Source organism: Microbacterium luteum (assembly GCF_015277875.1).
GTDB lineage: Bacteria > Actinomycetota > Actinomycetes > Actinomycetales > Microbacteriaceae > Microbacterium > Microbacterium luteum.
This window is the reverse complement of sequence record NZ_CP063814.1, coordinates 194,974-215,643: the sequence shown is the minus strand read 5'-3', so window position 1 is coordinate 215,643 and position 20,670 is coordinate 194,974. Positions and strand designations below refer to the sequence as shown.

The following is a 20,670-nucleotide window of genomic DNA, read 5'->3' as shown; positions in this document are numbered from 1 at the left end:
ACGACCGGCGCATGGCCGTCTATCGTGGGAGCGTGTCCGAGCAGCGCGCCACCGTCTCCGACGCCGCGATCAGCTCACTGCTCGGCGCGGCGATCCGCGAGGCGCGCCAGTCGCGCAAGCTCTCGATGCGAGCCCTCGCGGCGAGCGCGAACGTGAGCCAGCCGTTCCTCAGCACCGTGGAGAGCGGGCAGACGATGCCGTCGCTGGCATCGCTGTATCGCATCGCGGCGGCGCTCGAGGTGTCGCCGTCGCACCTCCTCCCGGCGGCGGGGGAACCGGAGCCGATCACGGTGTCGCGACGGGATGCCAGCGGGTGGGCGCCGATCACCGACCATCCGGACACGGGATTTCACCGCGTGGTGTCCTCGGGCACCGCCCGACGGGCGACGGTGCAGGAGTACGTGCTCGAGCCCGGGCAGCGTCTGGGCGACTGGTACCAGTCCGACGGTGAGCTCACCGTCTACGTCGCGGAGGGATCGATCACGGTCGAGGTCGAGGGTCGCGGCTCGTGGGAGCTCGACGAGGGTGAGGCGATCGCGCATCCCGGGGCCCTTCGAAACCACTGGTCGGTGCGGGGGAACGGGCGCACCCGCATCGTGCTGGTGTACGCCGGCGACAGCTGACCGCAGGAAACACATCCGTAACGTCATCGCTATTTGTTATCAACGATAGCTATCTACTATCGATCGCATCCCGACCCGCGTGTCCTGTGACACCCCACGAAAGACGATCGATGGCATTCCTCACCCGCAGCATCGGTGTCGCCGCCGCGTTGGCCGCCTCGGCCCTCGCCCTCTCGGCGTGCTCCGGCACCTCCACCTCCGACACGACCTCCGGCTCCACAGCCGCCGCATCCGCCGACGACTTCGGCGACCTCACCGTCCAGCTGAGCTGGATCAAGAACGAGGAGTTCTCCGGCGAGTACATCGCCGACACCGAGGGCTACTACGACGAGGCCGGCTTCGACTCGGTCAGCCTCGTGCCCGGACCGTCGTCGGGCGCGACCGAACTCATCAGCGGCACCGCCGATGTCGCGATCAGCGACGCGGTCTCCATCGGCTCGGTCGTCGCGAGCGAGGGTGCGCCCTTGAAGATCGTGGGCGCACTGTTCCAGAAGAACCCGTTCTCGGTCCTCTCCCTGGCCGATGCCGGAAACATCGCGACGCCCGAAGACCTCATCGGCAAGCGCATCGGCGTGCAGGATTCCAATCGCGCGATCTTCGACGCACTCCTCCTGGCGAACGACATCGGAGCGGATGAGGTCGAGATCGTGCCGGTGCAGTACGACACATCGCCCCTGACCACCGGTGAAGTCGACGGCTTCATCTCGTACCTCACCAACGAGTCCCTCACCGTTGCGATGGAGGGCTACGACACGGTCGACCTGGCGTTCGCCGACAACGGCCTGCCGTTCGTCGCGAAGACCTACACGGTCACCGACGAGACGATCGAGAACGACCGCGAGATGGTGAAGGCTTTCCTCGAGGCCGAGATCCGCGGCTGGACCGAGGCCCTCGCCGATCCCGCCGTCGGCGTCGAGCTGGCCATGACGGAGTACGGCGCCGATCTCGGGCTCGACGAGGAGCACTCGCTCGCGGGCGCCGAGGCGCAGGTCGCCCTCATCAGCACCGACGAGACGCTCGAGAACGGCCTGTTCACCATTTCGGATGCGTTGGTCGAGGAGAACCTCGCCAGCCTCGCCGCGGCCGGGATCGACATCGACGCGGAGGCGCTGTTCGACCTGTCACTGCTGGCCGAGGTGTATGACGAGAACCCCGACCTCGTCGCCTACGAGCAGTAGAGTCCTTCCTCCCGGGGGCGGCGCAGTCGCGCCGCCCCTTCCCTCGTGAAAGCGCGCACATGACCTCCACCCTGCTGGTTCCCGACGCCGTCGTGACCATGAACGACTCGCTCGACGTCCTGACCGACACGGCCGTGCTGGTCTCCGGCGACACGATCACCGCCGTCGGTGCCGCCGCCGACCTCGCGGCGCAGCATCCGCATGCCGAGCGGGTCGACCTCACCGACCGCGTCCTCATGCCGGGCCTGGTCAACGCCCACCACCATTCCGGGATGCTGCGGGGCACCGCCGAGCACCTGCCGGTGTGGGAGTGGCTGCGGCTGCACATCGACCCGATGCACCGCGTGCTGCGGCCCGACGAGGCCGAGGCGGCCGCGTGGCTCTGCTACGCGGAGGGCCTCCTGTCGGGCACCACGACCGTGGTCGACATGTGGCGGTACATGGATGGCGCCGCCCGCGCCGCCCAGACGCTCGGCAACCGCGTCGTGACCGTGAACTACGTCGGCGAGCATCCGGACTTCGACTACTTCGACACCCTCGACGACAACGAGCGAATGCTGCGCGAGTGGACCGGGGCCGCCGGTGGCCGCATCATGCCCTGGGTGGGGCTCGAGCACTGGTTCTACGCCGATGAGGCCGGCCAGAAGCGCGCGATCGACATGGCGCGCCACTTCGACACCGGCATCTACACGCACTGCAGCGAGTCCGAGGTCGAACTGGCCGACTTCGACAGCCGATACGGGATGCGGCCCATGCACGCACTCGACAAGCACGGCTTCTTCGACACTCCCCGCGCGATGCTCGCTCACGCGGTGTGGCTCGATCAGTCCGAGGTCGACCTGATCGCCGAGCGCGGCGTCGGCGTGTCGCACAACCCGATCTCCAACATGAAGCTCGCCTCCGGCATGGCGCCGGTCGCCGAGATGCTCGCCGCCGGGGTCAACGTCGGGCTCGGCACCGACGGCGAGAAGGAGAACAACAACCTCGACATGTTCGAGGAGATGAAGGTCGCCTCGCTCCTCGGCAAGCTGCGGTCGATGGATGCCGCCGCGATGGACTCGTGGCAGGTCATGCACATGGCCACCCACGGCGGTGCCGCAGCCATCGGTCAGGGCGACCGGCTCGGCCGAATCGCGCCCGGCTTCCAAGCGGACCTCGTCGCGGTGCGCACCGACACGCCCCGCATGACACCGTTCCTCCCCTCCGGCGGCTACGCCAACATCCACCACAACCTCGTGCACGCAGTGCGCGGGTCGGACGTCGACCTGACGATGGTCGCCGGCGAGGTCGTGGTGCGCGGCGGCGAGCTCGTCACGGCCGATGTCGCCGAGCTCATCGCCCGCGTGCGAACTCTGGTGCCGGGACTGTTCGAGCGCCGACAGGAGTGGCTCGACGCCCATGGCGATCCCGAGGGCCTGTTCCACTGACGTCGAGGGAATACCTGGCGGCGGGTTATCGTCGTCCCTGACATGACCGAATCAGCGACGACGACCTCGACGACCCCCGACGCCGACGCCATCGATGAAAGCCTCGGCGCACGATACGGCGACGCCGCCCCCGACACGATCGAGTCGGTGAACGATGTCATCGCGCTGCAGTTGCGCCATCGGTCGGTGCGGCAGTTCACGTCGGAGGACGTCTCCGACGACGCGGTCACCGCGATCATCGCGGCGGCGCAGTCGGCGTCGACGAGCTCGAACATGCAGTCGTGGTCGGTCATCGAGATCCGCGACCCCGAGCGCAAGTCGGCGGCATCCGAACTTGCCGGCGACCAGGAGTTCATCCGGCAGGCACCGGTCTTCCTCGTGTTCATCGCCGACTGGGCGCGCAACCGCGCGATCGCGAAGCACCACGATCAGCCCGATGCCGGCATCGACTATCTCGAGAGCACGCTGGTGTCCTTCGTGGATGCGGGTGTCGCCGCGCAGAACGCCGCGATCGCCGCCGAGTCGCTGGGTCTGGGCATCACCTACGTCGGGTCGGTGCGGAACAACCCGATCGCCCTCAGCGAGCTGCTCCAGTTGCCCGCCGGGGCGTTCCCGGTCGCGGGGATGGCCATCGGGCATCCGCATCCCGATGACGCGGCCCGGGTCAAGCCGCGCCTGCCGCAGGACGTCGTGCGCCACCGCGAGACCTACACCAGGCCTGCGGACTCAGCGATCGACGCCTACGACGACGCACTCTCCGCCTACTACGCCTCCCAGGGCAGCGCGCGGCCGTGGACGCCGACCGTGCTCGCTCGCGTGCGCGACGAGGCGAGTCTGCGCGGTCGGCACGTAATGCGCGACGCCCTGGAGCAGCGCGGCCTGCCTTCGAGGTAGGGAACACGGCCGCCCCTAGGCCGAGATCGCCCCGCACCTGGTCGCGCCGGTCAGAGCCGGTGCTCGTGACGGACGGGCTTGAGGCGGTCGGGTGCGTCGCTCGCCGCGGGATACTCGCACGTGAACCAGCCCTCGTAGCCGAAGAGGAACCCGAACAGGCGATTGCGCACCTCCAGGGAGATGTGAAAGGCGCCGACCGTGTCGTCGTAGTGCTCGTGTAGCTCCGCACGCCCGGAGAAGAGCATCGGGAAGCGGAACGCCACCGGCCCCTCGTAGAACCGCTGCGCGTCGGATCTCAGGATGAGACCGCCACGATCGTCGACCTCCAGGTGCAGATCGACGGCCAGGTGCTGGTGCGTCCCGAGGTAGTCCACGATCGTGCCGCGATCGGAGTCCAGCACCATCGTCGCGTCGAATCGAGCGGGTTTCGTGCGCGCACGATATTCGCGCACGAACGTCACCGTCTCGCGACCGAGCGGGTCACGGTACGGATAGTTCTCGATGATGAAGGGCACGTCCGTTCCGGTGTCGGCGACGAGGATGTGGCGGAGCCGGCCGATGAGCAGGAACGGCACGGTCCACCACGGGCCGCGCCGGATGCGGGTCATCGTGCCGCGCCCGACGCACGCGTAGCCGTCGGCCAGGGAGACACCGAACCGGCGCTGCATCATCGGATGCAACCGGTTGAAGTCGTCGCCGAGCGCTGATCGGAAGATCGCCTTCTCGCTCACGAGATCGCCACCTCCCGCAGGTTCTCGGGCGCGTCAGCCATGGCACCCTTCGGCGGTGGCGTCGTACGACACCGTGATGCTCGCGGCCGATCGGCTCGCCAGAGGGCGAGCGCCGAGCGCAGCCTCCATCGCGGCTGGGTCTCTTCCGACTCCGCCCAGATGCGCAGCCGGTCGAAACTCCACGCCGTCATCCACAGGATGACGGGGCGCATCACGATATCCAGCAGAGGGCCCCAGCCAGGGCGGTAGTCGTAGCCGGTGATGAAACGGACACCGCCGTCGGTGGGGACGTATCGCCAGTACCCGCGTCCGCTGCGCAACGGCGAGGTGCGGTCGTCGGTGGAGAATCCGAGCGCGGAGGTGCGTGTGCCATCGGCGCGTTCCTTCTCGCCGAGAGAGACGCCCTCGCCGCGGATGACGTGGAAGGGCAGCGCGCGTTCGTATCGGAACCGCGTGCGCCCGGCGTCATCCGTTCCGATCGGCTGGATCGCGCTGAACCGCAGGTCCCAGAGAGGATGGAGTTCCGGACTCTGCGTGAGGGTCCAGACCCGCTCGACGTCGGCGCGGATGAACGTCTCGACGTACAGCGGTCGTCCCCCGGTCATCGCGCCCCTCTCGCTCAGCACCCTCGAACGTACCGCTCCGACGGCAGCGAGCTCTTCCTCGGCGCGGCATAGGCTGACGGGATGGCTGCCGGCGCGACGATCCACACCTTCACCGTGACGCTGGCCGACGTGGATCGCGGGGTCTACGAGGATCTCTCGCTCCGGGTGGCGCGGCATCCGTCTGAGACCGATGTCTACATGCTCACCCGGGTGCTCGCCTACGGCCTGGAGTTCGCCGAGGGCATCGCATTCACTGAGGGGATCTCGGCCACCGACGAGCCGGCCGTCGTCATCCGGGATGCGACCGGCTCGCTGACGGGATGGATCGAAGTAGGCGCTCCGGAGGCCGCGCGCCTGCACGAGGGCAGCATGAAGGCCGGCCGCGTCGCGGTCTACACGCACCGCGATCCGGCCAAGCTCGTCACCAGCTGGCAGGGCAAGCGCATCCATCGCGGGCCCGACATCCTGGTGCACAGCTTCGACCGCGGGTTCCTCGAGGCCGCGTCCGCGCACATCGAGCGTCGCACGACGATGAGCCTGTCGGTGACCGAGCGACACCTCTATCTGGAGCTCAACGGACAGGCGTTCTCCTCCGACATCCACTCCGTGGCCGCCGCCTGAGTCGTCGGGCGCGCGCCGCGAAACACGCGCGAAACCTGATAGCTACAAGCAATCAATGATTGCTGTCTAGCATCATGGGCATCCCCCGCTCCCGACGTGAGGTGCCCGCATGACTCCCCCCTCCGCACCGACGCTCCGCGACGGCGTCACGCGATTCCTCGCCGACGACCCCGGCCGACTGCTGATCGGCGGATCGTGGCAGGCCGCGGCATCCGGTGCGACATTCGACACGTTCGATCCGGCAACGGGCCAGGTGCTGGCATCCGTCGCCCGTGGCGAAGCCGCCGACGTCGCGCAGGCCGTCGCCGCCGCACGCGACGCACTGCACCGCCCCGACTGGCGCGGGATGAGCCCCGCCGATCGCGGCGCGATGCTCTGGCGCATCGCGGACCTGATGCAGGAGCACCTGGACGACCTGGCCGAACTCGAAACCCTCGACCAGGGCAAGAACCTGCGCACCTCGCGCTTCGGCGAGGTGCCCGCCGCCATCAACCAGTTCCGCTACTACGCCGGCTGGCCCACGAAGATCTTCGGCCAGACCATCCCCACGTCGGTCTCGCGGACGCCCGCCGGCAAGGAGCTCTTCGCCTACACGCGTCGCGAACCCGTCGGTGTCGTCGGGGCGATCGTGCCGTGGAACTCGCCGCTGATCATGACCGCGATGAAGCTCGCGCCGGCGCTGGCCGCCGGCTGCACCATCGTGCTCAAGCCCGCCGAGAACACCCCGCTCACGGCCGCGTTCCTGGGTCGCCTCCTGCAGCGCGCCGGAGTCCCCGACGGCGTCGTCAACATCGTCAGCGGCTACGGCGCCGAAGCCGGACAGGCGCTCGTCGAGCATCCGGATGTGGCGAAGATCGCCTTCACCGGATCCACCGCCGTCGGCAAGCGGCTCGTGCAGACCGCATCCACCGATCTCACTCGCCTCACTCTCGAGCTCGGCGGCAAGTCGCCGTCGCTGATCCTGCCCGACGCCGACATCGACGCCGCGATCGACGGCGTCTCCCGCGGCATCTTCGACAACGGCGGCCAGGTGTGCGTCGCGAGCGCGCGCGTCTATGCGCACCGTGACGTCTACGACCGGGTCGTCGAGGGGATGGCCGCTGCCGGCGAGAAGCTGCGCCTCGGCCACGGACTCGACCCCGAAGCCGACCTCGGCCCGCTCGTGAGCACCCCGCAGGCCGAGCGCGTCGCCTCCCTCGTCGACGCCGGTGCCGCCGACGGGGCGCGCGTCGTCACGGGCGGCAAGCGCGACGGCACCTTCTTCACCCCCACCGTGCTCACCGACGTTCGCGCCGACATGCCGCTCATGCGCGAGGAGATCTTCGGGCCCGTCGCCGTGGTCACCCCGTTCGACGAGGTCGACGAGGTCGTCGCGTGGGCGAACGACTCGCGCTACGGCCTCGCCGCGAGCGTGTGGACCGAGGGTCTCAGCAACGGCCACCGCGTCGCCGCCCAGCTCGAGGCCGGCACCGTGTGGGTCAACTGCCACTCGTTCCTCGGACCCGAGCTCCCCAAGGGCGGCCACAAGGAGTCCGGCTGGGGCACCGAGAACGGCCCGCAGGGGCTGGAGAACTACCTGGAGACCAAGACCGTGGCGATGGTGATCTGACGATGAGCGACAGGACCAAGCCCATCCTGCTGGGTGCGTTCGAGATGATGAACCCCAGCAACGGCATGCCCACCTGGACCGACCCTCGCGGCCGCGGCGACGACTGGGATCGACTCGACTACTGGGTCGACCTGGCGACCATGCTCGACGAGGCGGGATTCGACTTCCTATTCTTCGCCGACACCTACGGCTACGCCACCCTCAAGGGGCGGATGCCGCACGAGGTCGCCGCCCACGGCATCCAATTCCCCGCCCTCGACCCCATGCTCGCCATCCCGGCGCTCGCCCGGGCGACCGAGAACCTCGGGTTCGTCGTCACCTCGCCCACGACGGTCGAGAAGCCCTACGCCACCGCGCGCCGGTTCGCCACGCTCGACCGGTTCACGGGCGGTCGCATCGGCTGGAACATCGTCACCGGCAGCTCGCAGGCCACCACCGACGAGCTGTTCGGCGTCACCCGGAAGCTCACCCACGACCAGCGCTACGACGCCGCCGATGACTTCCTCGACACGTGCCTGCGGTTCTGGGAGCACAGCTGGGACGACGACGCCGAACGGCGCGACCGCGCGCGGCGCCTGTACGCCGACCCGGAGAAGCTGCACCGCGTCGAGGTCGACGGCGAGTACCAGCGCTCGCACGGCATCTTCGCCGTGCCGCCCACGCCGCAGCGCACGCCCGTACTCTTCCAGGCCGGCACCTCCGACCGCGGCCGGGCCTATGCGGCGCGCAACGCCGAAGCGGTGTTCATCCAGGGCCAGTCGATCGCCTCCGCCGCCGCACACGTCGCCGACATCCGCGCGAAGGCCGAGTCGCACGGCCGCGACGGCGCCGAGGTCAAGGTCGTCACCGGCATGACGGTGACCGTAGCCCCGACCACCGAAGAGGCACACGCTCTGCGCGCCGAGTACGAGGCCCTCCTCGGCCTCGACGACGCCGCGGTCATGTTCGCCGGGATCACCGGCATCGACCTCACGGGCGTCGACCCCGACACCCGGCTGGTCGATCTGCGCACCGACTACGGGCAGACCCTCGTCGACCGCTATGCCAAGAACGACCCGGATGTGCGGGTGCGCGGCGTACTGGACCAGTTCCGCACGAAGGCCATCCGCGGGTTCCAGATCACCGGGAACCCGGAGGAGGTCGCCGACGAGATCGAGGCGATCATCGACGGATCCGGCATCGACGGCCTCATGCTCGAGCCGACCTTCGGCGGCCCCGACTCCTACCGAGCGTTCATCGATCTTGTCCTGCCGATCCTCGTCGACCGCGGACGCGCGAGCGCCCCGGCGCCCACGCTGCGCGAACGCTTCACCGGCCGCCCGCGGCTTTCGCCCACCCACCGCGCCCATCGGCTGACGGCGAGCGCCGCATCCACCCCCGTTCCCGCCTGACCCGTGCCCGCCTGACCCGTGCCGCCTCGAACGACGTCCACCCCACACGATCCCCCCGCCCCATACGACCCCTGCTCCGCCCGACTCCCTTCGCCCCTTGACCCCGTCCCCATACGACCCCTGCTCCGCAGTCACAAACTGCGGATTCCTCCCCGCTACGGGCGCACAACGTGACTGCGGAGCAGGTTGCACCCCCGTTCCGCAGACACGAATTGCGGATGTGCCGCCGCAGCACCCGCACAACGTGACTGCGAAGCGGAGCGGGATACCCGCGTCCCCACCCCACGAGCAACGCCAGAGAGAAGAGACCGAATGAAAGCCGAAGCCGTCGAGGCGGTGATCCGGGGCCTCAAGCGCGCCGGGGTCAGCGTCGCCACTTACCTTCCCGACTCGCTCCTGAACGAGCTGTATCCGGCGCTCGACGCCGACGCCGACATCCGCACCATCCCCGTCACGAACGAGGGGGAGGGCGCGGCGATCGCCGGCGGCGTGTTCCTCTCGGGCAAGCGCGCCGTGCTCGTCATGGAGAATTCGGGCCTGCGCGCCGCGACCGAGCACCTCGCCCGCCTGGGCCTCGGCGCCGGCATCCCGGTCGTCATGATCATGAGCTACCGCGGCGAGCTCGGCGAGAACAACTGGTGGGCGATCCCCCACGGAATCACCATGGAGCCGCTGTTGCAGACCCTGCGCACCCCCTACACGATCGTGCGCGAAGTCGAGGAGATCGAGCAGGCGGTGGTCAACGCGTACGAACACGCGTACGCCTCGTACCACCACGCCGCCGTCGTGCTCGGAGGAGGTCTGGTCCGATGAGCTACTCCCGTTTCGAAGCCATGAAGCTGCTCGCCGCACGCCTGCAGGACGAGCTGGTCATCCTCTCGCTCGGCGGCGCCGTCGACGAGTGGTACAACGCTGCGCCCCACATGCGCGAGGCGAGCCTGTTCCAGCAGCAGCTCGGATGCGTCTCGGCCGAGGCGTTCGGACTGTCCGTAGGTCTCCCCCACCGTCAGATCGTGTCGCTCGACACCGACGGCGGTCTGCTGTTCAACCTCGGCATCCTCGCGACCCTCGGAAACGAGCGGCCGGAGAACCTCTTCATCGTGGTGTGGGACAACGAGCAGTACCAGTCCATCGGCGGCCCCCGCACCCACACCAACGGCGGACGCGTCGACCTCGCCGCGATCGCCCGCGGCGCCGGGGTCGAGAAGGCCTTCACCGCGCAGACGCTGGAGGAGTTCGACGAGCACTGCGCCGCGGGACTCGCCGCCGACGAGCCCTACATCGTCGTGGCGAAGACCGACGGCATCCTCGAGCCCGGCATCAAGCGCAAGCACTCCGACGGACGCGAGGACAAGTACATCTTCGTCCGCCACGTCGAAGAGACCGAGGGCATCACGATCATGGGCCCGAGCGAGCACAACTGATGCTGCACGTCCGTCCCTCTGAAGGTCCCCCCTCCGCGACCGGCGGCCCTTCATCCGCGATCGGCGGCCCTTCATCCGCGATCATGTCCCAACTTCTGCGCTCAACACCCCCTCTTAGCAGCAGAAAGTGGGACACACCCCAGGCGGAAGACCCCTCCGCCGCAGTCAACCCCTCCGCCGCGGTCAGCCCCTCCGCCGCGGTCAGCGCCTCCACCGCGGTCAGCGCCTCCACCGCCGGCATGTCCCAACTTCTGCGCTCAACACCCCCTCAACGCAGCGGAAAGTGGGACACGCCACGGCGCCACGCCGATAAGGCGGCGGCCTGATGCCGTTCGTCGCCACGCCCGCCGCCTCTTACGACTTCCTCGTCGTGGGGGGCGGCGCGGCCGGATGCGTGCTCGCCGCACGCCTGTCGGAAGACCCGGCTGCGACGGTGCTGCTCGTCGAGGCCGGCCCCTCCCACAGCGGGGTGCGCGAGATCCTCGAAGCCGCGCACTGGGACGCCATGATCGGCGGCCCCTACGACCACGGTTACGCCTCCACCCCCACCGAGCACGTCCTCGGACGCGCGATCGCGATGCCGCGCGGACGCGTGCTCGGCGGCTCCTCGTCGACCAACGCGATGCTCTGGTACCGCGGCGCCCGCGCGGACTACGATGCCTGGGCCGCGGGCGGGGCGACGGGATGGGGATACGACGACCTCCTGCCGTACTTCCGCCGCTCCGAGTCGCGGCCCGGCGGCGATCCTGCCCTCCGCGGGCTCGATGGCCCCGTGCGGGTCGGTCCGCTCACCCGTGTGCATCCGATCGCGCACGCGCTGATGGATGCCGCCGGCGAGCGCGGGATCCCGGTGATCGACGACGCGAACGCGGCCTCGAACGAGGGCGCCGTGTACGCCGACTACAACGCGGTCGAAGGCGACGACGGGTCGTTCGAGCGCTGGAGCACCGCCCGCGCCTACCTCGAACCCGCACTCCACCGGCCGGGCCTGCACGTGATCGTGGACAGCCCGGTGCACGACGTCGTGCTCGAGGGCACGGTCGCCACCGGCATCCGTCACGAGGTCGACGGGGCGCTCGTCACCACCCGCGCATCCCGCGTCGTCCTCGCGGCCGGCGCGCTGGACACGCCCCGCCTGCTGCAGCGCTCGGGCATCGGCGATCCGGCGCGACTGCGCGCGGCCGGCATCCGCCCCTGCCACGACCTGCCCGGCGTCGGCGAGAACTTCCAGGACCACCCGCTGATCCTCGGCGTGAACTTCCGCGCCCGTCACGATCTCGGCGAGGTGCTCGGAAACGGCGGCGGCGCGATGGTCAACTGGCGCAGCTCGTACGCCGAGGCGGGGCCCGACCTGCACACCGTCATCGCACACGGCTCCCGCGGCGAAGACGCCCTCCACGCCCGCCACGACCTGTCGGGGAACCGCGTCTTCGCGCTCGTGCCGGGATTGTACGGCTCGCGCAGCGTGGGCTGGGTGCGATCGCGCTCGGCCGATCCGACGGTTCCCGCCGACTTCCAGCCGAACTACCTCGCCGACCCGACCGACCTCGCCGCCATGGTCGAGGCGCTGGATGCGGTGCAGGATCTTGTCGCCACCTCGGCCTACGCCGACCTCGCCGAGGGACCGATCACGCCACCGGTGTCGATGACCGCGCGCGAGGACCGCGTGCGGTTCGTGCGCGAGAACATCGGCTCGTTCTTCCATTGCGCCGGCACCGCGCGCATCGGCACCGACGAGATGGCCGTCGTCGATCCATCCCTCGCGGTGCGAGGCCTGCAGGGCCTGTGGGTGGCGGATGCCTCCGTCATGCCGGTCATCCCCACCGCGAACACGCAGGCGCCCACCGTCGCCATCGCCGAACGCGCCGCCGACCTGCTGCGGGCGTGACCGACGGTGCCCGCCCGCTCAGGAGGGTGCGACGTCGGCGGCCCACCGCACGAGCTCCGCGGCAAGGTCGGCCGGGGCATCCAGCTGCACGAGGTGTCCCGCACCCTCGATGAGGGTGAGGGCAGAATGCGGAAAGGTTTCCAGGAGCCGGTGGGCGCGATCAACCGGGATCCACGTGTCCTCGGTGCCCCAGAAGATGTGAACCGGCTCGTTGATCTGGCGGTATCGGGATTCGATGTCGTCGGTGAAACGCTCGGAAGCCTCGGCGATCTGGCGTACGAAAGCAGCCTGGCCCACCTTCGTCGTCCACGGTTCCACGAGCATGGCGAGATCGTCCGGCCGCAAACCACGGTGACTCGCTCCACGAATATAGGCCTCGACCATTCCGCGATGAATCGCGGGCGGGATCTGCGCGAATACCGCTTCCTGATCGCGAACGAGACGGAAGAAGGGCGAACCCCATGGCGCAAGGGCGACGACGTCCACAAGGGCGATCGCCGCGTAGCGAGTGCCGTGACACAGCCTCGCACGCAACGCGACCGCGCCACCGATGTCATGGGCGATCACGCGCGGCCGGTCAAGACCCCAGTGCTCCAGGAGCTCTGCGAAGAGCTCTGCCTGCACGCCAATGTCGACGGGATGATCGCGGTGCATCGACGACTGCCCGTAGCCAGGCATGTCCCAGAGATACACGGTGTGCGTGCGGGCCAGCACCCGAGCGATCGGGCGCCACAGCTCCGACGACCATGGCGTGCCGTGAAGCATCACGAGAGGGGGCCCATCGCCGAAGCGATCCCACGCCACGGTGCGGCCGCGCCAGGAGAAGGAGTGCGCGAGAGGTGTCATCGTGCCCCCATCCTCGCAGGGTCGTCCGACACCGGCGCAGCAGCGGTCAGCGGCGAGCGTCACGCATCCGAAATCTCGGTGGGATAGACAGGAAGTCCGCACCCGAAGGATCACCATGCTCTCCACCACCGACTTCCTGCGCCTGCTCCCGAAGGCCGAGCTGCACTGCCACTTCGTGTCGGTCATGCGCGTACCGACCCTCATCGAACTCGCGGCGAAGCACGACGTGGCGCTGAAGACGGACGACCTCGACGCGCTGCTGGAGTACGAGGGCCTGCCCGACTTCCTCGACGTCTTCAACGCCGCGCACCTGGCGCTCACCACCGGCGACGAGATCGCGCGCGTCGCCTATGAGGGGGTCGAGGATGCGGTGCGCGACGGCAACCTCCGCTACCGCGAGTACTTCATCAACCCCGACAACTTCGCACCCCGCGGGATCGACTATCCGAGCCTCATCGACGCGATCACCGACGGCCTCACGCAGGCCGAGCGCGACTTCGGCGTCGGGTTCCGCATCGTCGCCGCCATCAATCGGTCCCTCCCCGCGGCAGCGGCAACCGCAATGGTGGAGACGGTGCTGGCGCACCCTCGCGAGCAGGTCGTCGGCATCGGGCAGGACGACCTCACGCCCGAACTCACCGAGGATCCGCTGCGGTTCCGCGAGGCGTACGACCTGGCAGGCCGCCACGGCCTCAAACGCACCGCGCACGCCGGCGAGACCATGACCGCCTCACCGTGGAACGTGATCGACGCGATCGAGACGCTCGAGGTCGACCGGGTCGACCACGGCTACCGCGTCGTCGACGACGCCGATGCGCTCGCGCGTGCCGCCGCATCCGGAGTGCCCTTCACGTGCACGCCGCACTCGACGCACATGCTCTCGCACTGGGACTTCTCCCCCGAGCACCGCATCGCGCAGATGGTCCGTGCGGGCCTGCCCGTCACACTCGCCACCGACGACGCCGTCTTCTTCAAGACCGACATCGGCCGGGAGTACACCCACGCCCTGCCGGCGATGGGTCTCGACGATGCGGATGCCGCGCGCATCGCGCGCGCCGGCTTCGAGGCAGCCTGGTGCGACGACGATCAGAAGGCGCGCATGCTCGCCGACGTCGACGCCGCCGTCCTCGCCCTCTCCGCGTTGCGCTGACCGCGACATCCGCCGCTTGCGGAGGAGGTACACCGTCCCGAGGACGGTAACGTCGCAGGGGACCTCCTGAGGCCGGATCTCCTCACCATCCGCGCCTCGGAAAGCCGCGGGTGGCTCAGTCCTGGTGGAGCTCGTCGTAGTCGGCCAAGGGCACGATGTCCGCCGCGGCCGCGGCGATGCGGCCGTCGCCGGCGACCAGGACGTCGGCCTGCAGCGAGGCGACGGCGAGGTACTCCGCCGACGCCGTGTCAGGCCAGTCGAGCCGGTGTGCGAGCGTGAAGGCGGTCGCCCGTGAGACACGATCGCCGAGCAGCCGGATCTTCAGCCCCGCGAGCGTGTCCAGCTGAGCTCGGGCGTCCGCCTCATCCAGAACACCCTCTCGCGTCTCCTGATAGAGCATCGACAGCACATGACTGCGCAGCACCGACGGCCCGACGAGGGGATGCCGTGCGCCGATCTCGGGATCGTCGCGCACGATGCGCAGCGCCGTGACGGCGTCGATCGCGAAACGTCTCACTTCGGATGTCACCATGTGTCCACTGAACCCGACGTGCGTCGAGCGCTCAACCCGGTTGCACGTCAGGCCACCACAGGTTCAGCGGGCACGCTGTGGTGTCGCCGGAGCCGGGGCAACGCGTCGCGGATGCGGGACTTCACGGTGCCCAGGGGGCAGCCGATCAGCTCGGCGATCTCCGCGTGGGTGTGACCGCCGAAGTACGACAGCTCGATCACCCGGCGTTGCGCTGCGGTGAGACCCGAGAGTTGCTGCCGCAGGCGAGCGCCGTCGATGCGCAGCTCGGCCTCGGTCGCGGTGTCGCCGCCGGGCGTCGCGGCGACGCGCGCCGCATCCGCGATGTCGCGCTCGCGGGCGGACTGCACCGCGCGCACCCGATCGACCGAACGACGGTGCGTCAGCATGAGGATCCACCCCTTCGCCGCCCCGCGATCGGCGTCGAACGTCGAGGCGTTCCGCCAGATGTGCAGGAAAACCTCCTGCAGCACCTCCTCGGCCAGATGCCGGTCCCCGATGACCCGGATGGCGAGGCCGAAAGCGGCCGGCGAGATCTGCGCGTACAGGTCTGCGAAAGCACCGGCATCCCCGTTCGCGACCGCCGCCAGAAGATCATCGAGATCCGCCTGCGATGGTGCCGCGCCGAATGGTTCCGCCATGTGAGCATCCTCCGTCAGGGCGACGGAAGCGAACCCCAGGGTTGCCACCGCGCCCGCCACCCGCTATGGATGCGTCTCGGATGGGGATGCATGGTCACCGATCGGATGTGCGGACATGTGCATCACGACGGCCGCGGTCAGCTCCCCTGCGTGTGTCGCGGCGAGATCGTGACCGGCACCGGGGATGACGACCTCCTCGATCGTCGGGAGGGCCCGCGCAAGCCGTGCGCGCATCCCGGCGAACATCGCGGCGGACTCCGAGCCCCCGACCACGAGTGCAGGCGCCGACACGGACGCGGCCTCACGCGGACCGAATCGCCATGCCGCGAGAGCGGGAAGATCGGTCGAGAAGAAGGTCTCCGCGTGGCGCGCCGAGGGAGCCGCCGGCGGTGAGGCGACACGGGTCTGATCACGACCGGGCGCGCCGCTCAGCAGCGCAGCGAAGTGTTCGAGGGCCGCCTCGGTCCCCGACTCCTGCCATCGCTTCAGGAGCGCGTCGTTGAGCCGTCGGAAGTCGTCGTCATCAGACGGCGGTGGTTCGATGACGGAAACCGTGCGCACCAGCTCCGGCGCCATCGTCGCGAGCGTCAGCGCGACCGCCGCACTGTAGCTCGCGCCGACCACATGCGTCGGCTTCGCGTCGAGCGCACGGATGACGGCGGCGACATCGGCGGCATCCGCGGAGATCGACCCCGGCGCATGCGGGGCACTGCTCGCACCGTACCCGCGACGCCGCACATGGATGACGCGGAAAGTGCCCGAGCGGGCGATGCTGTTCGCAACGTGCGACATCTCGTCGACATCGAGCGCTGTCTGGGTGACGGCGACCGGCTCGCCCGACCCGACCACATCGACGTCGACGCACCCGCGGCCGACGTCGACGAGCAGACGACGAGGCTCCATGCGGCGAGCATCCTCCGGCGCGGCGAACCGCGCAAGCGGGGGGTCCGCGTCACTCGTCGCCGACCGCACGCGTGTGCGCCGGCCGGCTCGACGGGCCGGCGCGACGTCGCGCGCTGATTCCCGGATCAGAGCATCGTCGTCAGCGTGCCGCCGTCGGCGCGCAGAGCGGCGCCGTTCGTCGCGGACGAACGCGGACTCGCGAGGTATGCGGCCAGGTGCGCGATCTCGTCCGGCTCGATGAATCGCTGCAGGAGCGACGTGCGATTCCCGGCCGCGATCGCGGCCTTCAGGTCGTCGACGGGCATGCCCTGCGACGCGGCGATCTGCGCGACGGTCTCGGCGACACCGTCGGAGTAGGTCGGTCCGCCGAGGATGGTGTTCACCGTCACGCTCGTGCCACGCGTGAGCTTTGCCAGACCGTTGCCGAGCGCGATCGTGGCCGCCTTCGTGACGCCGTAGTGGATCATGTCGGCGGGCACGTCGACCCCGGACTCGCTGGCGACGAAGAGGATGCGACCCCATCCTCGCGCGAGCATCGGCGCCAGCGCGTGTCGTGCCAGCCGCACGCCGCTCAGCAGGTTCACGTCGAGGTATCGCTGCCACTCGTCGTCGGAGATGTCGGCGAACGCCTTCAGCTCGAAGACGCCGACGTTGTTCACGAGGATGTCGACGCCGTCGATGATTCCCGTCAGGCGCCCGAGCTCGTCGGCGCGGGCGACGTCGGCGGCGATCCCGTCGACGTCGCCTGCCGGGATCTCGGCACGCAGCGACGCCACCGCCGCGGCCACCCGCGCCTCGGTGCGTCCATTGATCACCACCGATGCCCCCTGGCGCAGGAGGGCGGCCGCGATGGCGTAGCCGATCCCCTGCGTCGACCCGCTCACGAACGCCGTCTTGCCGGCCAGTTCCTGTTCCACGGTGATCCTTCCTCGCACCATCCGGCGCGCATGACTTTCCTCGTCACGTGACCATAGGCGATCTGAGTTTCCTGAGCAAGTGAATTCCGTCGCGACGATAGACTGCCGGCGTGACGCCGCCCGACGCATCCGCACCCCTCACCGATGACGAGCTGGCGACCTGGGCGTCGCTCGCGACCGTGCTGGAGTGGCTGCCGGCGGCCCTCGATGCGCAGCTGCAGCGCGATGCCCAGCTCACGCACTTCGAGTTCGGGGTGCTCTACGCCCTGGCCCACGCCCCCGACGCGACGCTGCGGATGAGCACTCTCTCCACGTACGCGAACAGCTCCCTCTCGCGCTTGTCACGCGCGGCGACCAGGTTGGAGGCGAGGGGGTGGATGCGCCGCACACCCGACCCGAGCGATGGGCGATTCACTCTCGCGATCCTGACCGACGCCGGCCTCGGAAAGGTCGGCGAGACGACGCCCGGCCACCAGGAGCTCGTGCGCCGACTCGTGCTCGATCGCCTGACGTCGGCACAGGCCCAGCAGCTGCGCGAGATCTCCACGCGGATCGCCGAAGGCATCGGACCCGGCGCGTGGACGCCGCCGCACGGGCGAGACGCATCCACGGACTGACCGCACCGCCACCTCGCCGCGAGGCGGCGGTCGCAGCGCGTGCCGCGATCGGTGCCCAGACGTAGACTGACGCAGAATGAGCGGTCCCGAGGAACGCCTGAACGCACAGCGCGACGACGCCATGCGACGACTCGCGCGCGTTCGAGCAGACATCGACCGGCTGCGCACCGACCGCGGGGCGGAATCCGCCGACGATGAACACGACCCCGAGGGCGTGACGCTCTCGGCGGAGTGGTCGCGCCTGGAGGGACTGCGCGCGGCTGCCGAGCGCGAACTCGACGAGATCGATGCGGCACTGGCGCGCAGCGCATCCGGCGCCTACGGCACGTGCAAGACGTGCGGCCGCGCGATTCCCGCCGCACGGCTCGAGGCCCGCCCGAACGCCACGCAGTGCGTCGCGTGCGCGACCGCATCCGGCCTGTGACCTTCCTCCGATAGGATCACCCCGAAGAGCAGAAAAGCAGTGGGCGACCGATGTCCTCCGGGCCGGGGGAGGCATCAGAGAGCGACCCGTCATGTCTGCAGACACCTCTGCCCGATCCGCGCTCGCGGCCTACCGCACACTTCCCGCCCGCGCGGGGTGGGGCTACCTCATCGCGACCTCCCTCGGACGCCTGCCGCTGTCGATGATGCCGCTGGCGATCCTCACACTCGTCAGCGCATCCACCGGCTCGATCGCGCTCGCGGGAGCAGCCGCCGCGGCCGCCGCGGTGGGCGAGGCGATCGGTGCTCCGACCGGCGGCGCGCTGAGCGACCGCTTCGGACAGCGCCCCGTGCTCCTGACCGGCGTCGTGCTCAACGTCGCATTCGCGGTCGCCCTGGTCGCGACCATCGCCGACGCGCCCGACCTCGTGATCGTCGCCCTGGCCGGAGCGACCGGCCTCTCGTTGCCCCAGGTCGGACCGCTCTCGCGGGTGCGCTGGATGGCGATGAGTGGCGACGACCTCTCGGCGGCCTTCGCGTTCGAGGGCGTCACCGACGAGGTCGTCTACATCATCGGCCCCGCTGTGGTCGGCATCCTCGCCGTGACCGTCTCCCCGGAGATCGCGCTGCTGTCCGCGGCTGGGCTGATCGCGGTGTTCGTGACGCAGTTCGCTCTGCACCCCACCGCTCGCTTCGCCCTGCGTCGACCGGATGCGGCGCCGGCCGACGCTCCCGAGACGACGCGCGTGCCACTGCCCGCCTGGATGCGACGTTCCCTCGGCGCCGTCGTGCTCGGCGGCATGCTCGCGATGGGGACGTTCTTCGGCGCGAGCCAGGCCGGGCTGACCTCCTTCGCCCTCACGAACGGGCTCGGCGACTCGGGAAGCCTGCTGTACGCCGTCATGGCGGTCGGCTCCGCGGTGACGACGGTCGCCATGGTCGCGGTGCCCGACCGCATCGGGCTCGCGACGCGGTGGGTGCTCGCCGGAGCCGGGATGGCTCTCGGCGCGGTCGGCATGATGCTCGCGCCGAACGTGGTCGTCCTGCTGGTGTGGGCCGTGCTCGCCGGAGCCTTCCAGGGGCCGGCACTGCTGACGATGTTCAGTGTCGCGGGGTCCATCGCGCAGCCCGGCCGGGCCGGCATCCTCATGACCCTGACCGGCAGCGGCGTCGTGCTGGGCGTCGCGATCGGCACCTCGGCCGGAGGCGCGCTGGCAGCCGGCGGCGGTCCCGCCGCGGCTTTCGCTCTGGTCGCAACCGCCGCTGGCGTTCTCGCGCTGCTCGGCGCCGTCGTCGGCATCCTCATTCGCCCCCGCCGCTGACCCGCACTGCGCCGCACCTCCGGCCGGCGCTCCGGGCACGCACGGCGACTTCTCGTCCCGTCGTCGGCGCCAGGGAGAGATCGGCGATACGCGGCGGAAACACGCGCACCGACGCCGCGAAACGTGCGCACTCTAGCGTCGAGGTGATCCCCCGCACGAAAGAAGCACCGCCATGCCCCAGCTCGCCACGACCTACACGATGACGCTGCCGGAGTGGCTGACGTCGGAACTCGACGGCCTCCCGCGCATCCTCTCCACGAACGAGGAGCGGATGGCGCTGGTCAACCAGCTCGCCGACCGCAACTGGCGAGCCGGCAACGGAGGCCCGTTCGCCGCAATCGTCGTGGACGAGTCGACCGGCGAGCTGGTCTCCGCCGGCGTGAACGTCGTGCTGAGCACCGGGGTCACATCCGGACACGCCGAGGTCATGGCGCTCGCCCTCGCGCAGCGGGCCCTCGGCCGCTGGAACCTCGGCGAAGACGGCGCGCGTCTGGCGCTCATCGTCAACTGGCGCCCCTGCGTGCAGTGCTACGGCGCGACGATGTGGAGCGGGGTCCGTTCGCTCGTCGTCGCCGGCGAGGGTCCCGAACTGGAGGAGCTGACCGGCTTCGACGAGGGGCCGGTCGTCGCCGACTGGGCGGACCAGTTCCGAGCCCGCGGCATCGAGGTGACGATCGGAGTGGCCCGCGACGAGGCCCTCGAGGTGTACCGCGCCTACGGCGCGAGCGAGAGCCTGGTCTACAACGCCCGCGGCGACGCCTGACCGGAAGTCCTCCGGCGGACCGGCGACGCGGGCGTAACCCGTGTCGGCGAGCCGGGGCAAGAGACCCGGGGTGTGACCGGGGCGGACGAGCCGTGGTGTGAGCCGGGGCGGTGAGCCCGGGGCGGTAACGCGAGCCCAGCTGCAGGGTCGTGATGGGGCTCCCGGGCC

General features: G+C 69.9%; 22 protein-coding genes. 15 read left to right on the top strand and 7 right to left on the bottom strand.

Annotation, left to right across the window (positions count from 1 at the left end; translation table 11 throughout):
* The first annotated feature begins 32 nt into the window (after positions 1-32).
* From IM777_RS01065 to IM777_RS01050, 4 genes are all read left to right on the top strand, one after another.
* On the top strand, positions 33-623 hold the full coding sequence (locus tag IM777_RS01065; protein WP_194384294.1) for a helix-turn-helix domain-containing protein: 591 nt from the start codon (positions 33-35) through the stop codon (positions 621-623).
* 110 nt (positions 624-733) lie between these two features.
* Positions 734-1,801 (top strand): ABC transporter substrate-binding protein, encoded by a 1,068-nt coding sequence (locus IM777_RS01060; RefSeq protein WP_194384293.1) that lies wholly within the window; start codon positions 734-736, stop codon positions 1,799-1,801.
* Between the two features lie 59 nt (positions 1,802-1,860).
* Entirely contained in the window at positions 1,861-3,228 is a 1,368-nt protein-coding gene (locus IM777_RS01055; protein ID WP_194384292.1) for an amidohydrolase family protein, read from the top strand.
* A 42-nt stretch (positions 3,229-3,270) separates the two neighbouring features.
* Entirely contained in the window at positions 3,271-4,122 is an 852-nt protein-coding gene (locus IM777_RS01050) for a nitroreductase family protein (RefSeq protein WP_194384291.1), read from the top strand.
* Positions 4,123-4,172: 50 nt separating this feature from the next.
* On the opposite strand, the gene IM777_RS01045 is transcribed toward IM777_RS01050, so the two are convergent.
* Complete coding sequence (locus tag IM777_RS01045) at positions 4,173-4,853, bottom strand: DUF4166 domain-containing protein (RefSeq protein ID WP_228480890.1); 681 nt, start codon at positions 4,851-4,853, stop codon at positions 4,173-4,175.
* Positions 4,850-5,458: an SRPBCC family protein gene (locus tag IM777_RS01040; protein WP_194384290.1), complete on the bottom strand. Its 609-nt coding sequence runs from the start codon at positions 5,456-5,458 to the stop codon at positions 4,850-4,852. The genes IM777_RS01045 and IM777_RS01040 overlap by 4 nt, the downstream gene beginning before the upstream one ends.
* Positions 5,459-5,539: 81 nt before the next feature.
* On the opposite strand from IM777_RS01040, the gene IM777_RS01035 reads away from it, so the two are divergent.
* From IM777_RS01035 to IM777_RS01010, 6 genes are all read left to right on the top strand, one after another.
* The gene (locus IM777_RS01035) at positions 5,540-6,079 is read left to right on the top strand and encodes a YaeQ family protein (RefSeq protein ID WP_194384289.1); all 540 of its coding nucleotides are present in this window, start codon (positions 5,540-5,542) and stop codon (positions 6,077-6,079) included.
* Between the two features lie 109 nt (positions 6,080-6,188).
* Complete coding sequence (locus IM777_RS01030; protein WP_194384288.1) at positions 6,189-7,688, top strand: aldehyde dehydrogenase family protein; 1,500 nt, start codon at positions 6,189-6,191, stop codon at positions 7,686-7,688.
* Between the two features lie 2 nt (positions 7,689-7,690).
* Positions 7,691-9,079, top strand: a complete 1,389-nt coding sequence (locus IM777_RS01025) for an NtaA/DmoA family FMN-dependent monooxygenase (protein WP_194384287.1) — start codon at positions 7,691-7,693, stop codon at positions 9,077-9,079.
* Positions 9,080-9,391: 312 nt separating this feature from the next.
* Positions 9,392-9,892: a thiamine pyrophosphate-binding protein gene (locus IM777_RS01020; protein WP_194384286.1), complete on the top strand. Its 501-nt coding sequence runs from the start codon at positions 9,392-9,394 to the stop codon at positions 9,890-9,892.
* Entirely contained in the window at positions 9,889-10,503 is a 615-nt protein-coding gene (locus IM777_RS01015) for a thiamine pyrophosphate-dependent enzyme (protein ID WP_194384285.1), read from the top strand. Before IM777_RS01020 ends, IM777_RS01015 begins: the two co-directional genes overlap by 4 nt.
* 325 nt (positions 10,504-10,828) lie before the next feature.
* On the top strand, positions 10,829-12,391 hold the full coding sequence (locus tag IM777_RS01010; RefSeq protein ID WP_194384284.1) for a GMC family oxidoreductase: 1,563 nt from the start codon (positions 10,829-10,831) through the stop codon (positions 12,389-12,391).
* 18 nt (positions 12,392-12,409) lie between these two features.
* On the opposite strand, the gene IM777_RS01005 is transcribed toward IM777_RS01010, so the two are convergent.
* On the bottom strand, positions 12,410-13,237 hold the full coding sequence (locus IM777_RS01005) for an alpha/beta fold hydrolase (protein ID WP_194384283.1): 828 nt from the start codon (positions 13,235-13,237) through the stop codon (positions 12,410-12,412).
* Between the two features lie 115 nt (positions 13,238-13,352).
* Here IM777_RS01005 and add point away from each other — a divergent pair, with 115 nt between their 5' ends.
* Positions 13,353-14,387 carry an adenosine deaminase gene (gene add / locus IM777_RS01000; RefSeq protein WP_194384282.1) on the top strand — a complete coding sequence of 345 codons (1,035 nt, stop codon included), beginning with the start codon at positions 13,353-13,355 and terminating at the stop codon, positions 14,385-14,387.
* Positions 14,388-14,502: 115 nt separating this feature from the next.
* On the opposite strand, the gene IM777_RS00995 is transcribed toward add, so the two are convergent.
* The 4 genes from IM777_RS00995 to IM777_RS00980 form a co-directional block, all read right to left on the bottom strand.
* Entirely contained in the window at positions 14,503-14,919 is a 417-nt protein-coding gene (locus tag IM777_RS00995; RefSeq protein WP_228480889.1) for a hypothetical protein, read from the bottom strand.
* A 47-nt stretch (positions 14,920-14,966) separates the two neighbouring features.
* Positions 14,967-15,557 carry a sigma-70 family RNA polymerase sigma factor gene (locus tag IM777_RS00990; protein WP_194384281.1) on the bottom strand — a complete coding sequence of 197 codons (591 nt, stop codon included), beginning with the start codon at positions 15,555-15,557 and terminating at the stop codon, positions 14,967-14,969.
* A gap of 63 nt (positions 15,558-15,620) precedes the next feature.
* Positions 15,621-16,460 (bottom strand): alpha/beta fold hydrolase, encoded by an 840-nt coding sequence (locus IM777_RS00985; protein ID WP_194384280.1) that lies wholly within the window; start codon positions 16,458-16,460, stop codon positions 15,621-15,623.
* Between the two features lie 125 nt (positions 16,461-16,585).
* Positions 16,586-17,377, bottom strand: a complete 792-nt coding sequence (locus IM777_RS00980) for an SDR family NAD(P)-dependent oxidoreductase (protein ID WP_194384279.1) — start codon at positions 17,375-17,377, stop codon at positions 16,586-16,588.
* Positions 17,378-17,487: 110 nt separating this feature from the next.
* On the opposite strand from IM777_RS00980, the gene IM777_RS00975 reads away from it, so the two are divergent.
* The 4 genes from IM777_RS00975 (at position 17,488) to IM777_RS00960 (ending at position 20,502) form a co-directional block, all read left to right on the top strand.
* Entirely contained in the window at positions 17,488-17,994 is a 507-nt protein-coding gene (locus IM777_RS00975) for a MarR family winged helix-turn-helix transcriptional regulator (protein WP_194384278.1), read from the top strand.
* 76 nt (positions 17,995-18,070) lie between these two features.
* Positions 18,071-18,418, top strand: coding sequence for a TraR/DksA family transcriptional regulator (locus IM777_RS00970; protein WP_194384277.1), 348 nt, complete (start codon positions 18,071-18,073; stop codon positions 18,416-18,418).
* 91 nt (positions 18,419-18,509) lie between these two features.
* Positions 18,510-19,739 carry an MFS transporter gene (locus IM777_RS00965; RefSeq protein ID WP_194384276.1) on the top strand — a complete coding sequence of 410 codons (1,230 nt, stop codon included), beginning with the start codon at positions 18,510-18,512 and terminating at the stop codon, positions 19,737-19,739.
* Between the two features lie 172 nt (positions 19,740-19,911).
* The gene (locus IM777_RS00960) at positions 19,912-20,502 is read left to right on the top strand and encodes a nucleoside deaminase (protein WP_194384275.1); all 591 of its coding nucleotides are present in this window, start codon (positions 19,912-19,914) and stop codon (positions 20,500-20,502) included.
* Positions 20,503-20,670 lie beyond the last annotated feature (168 nt).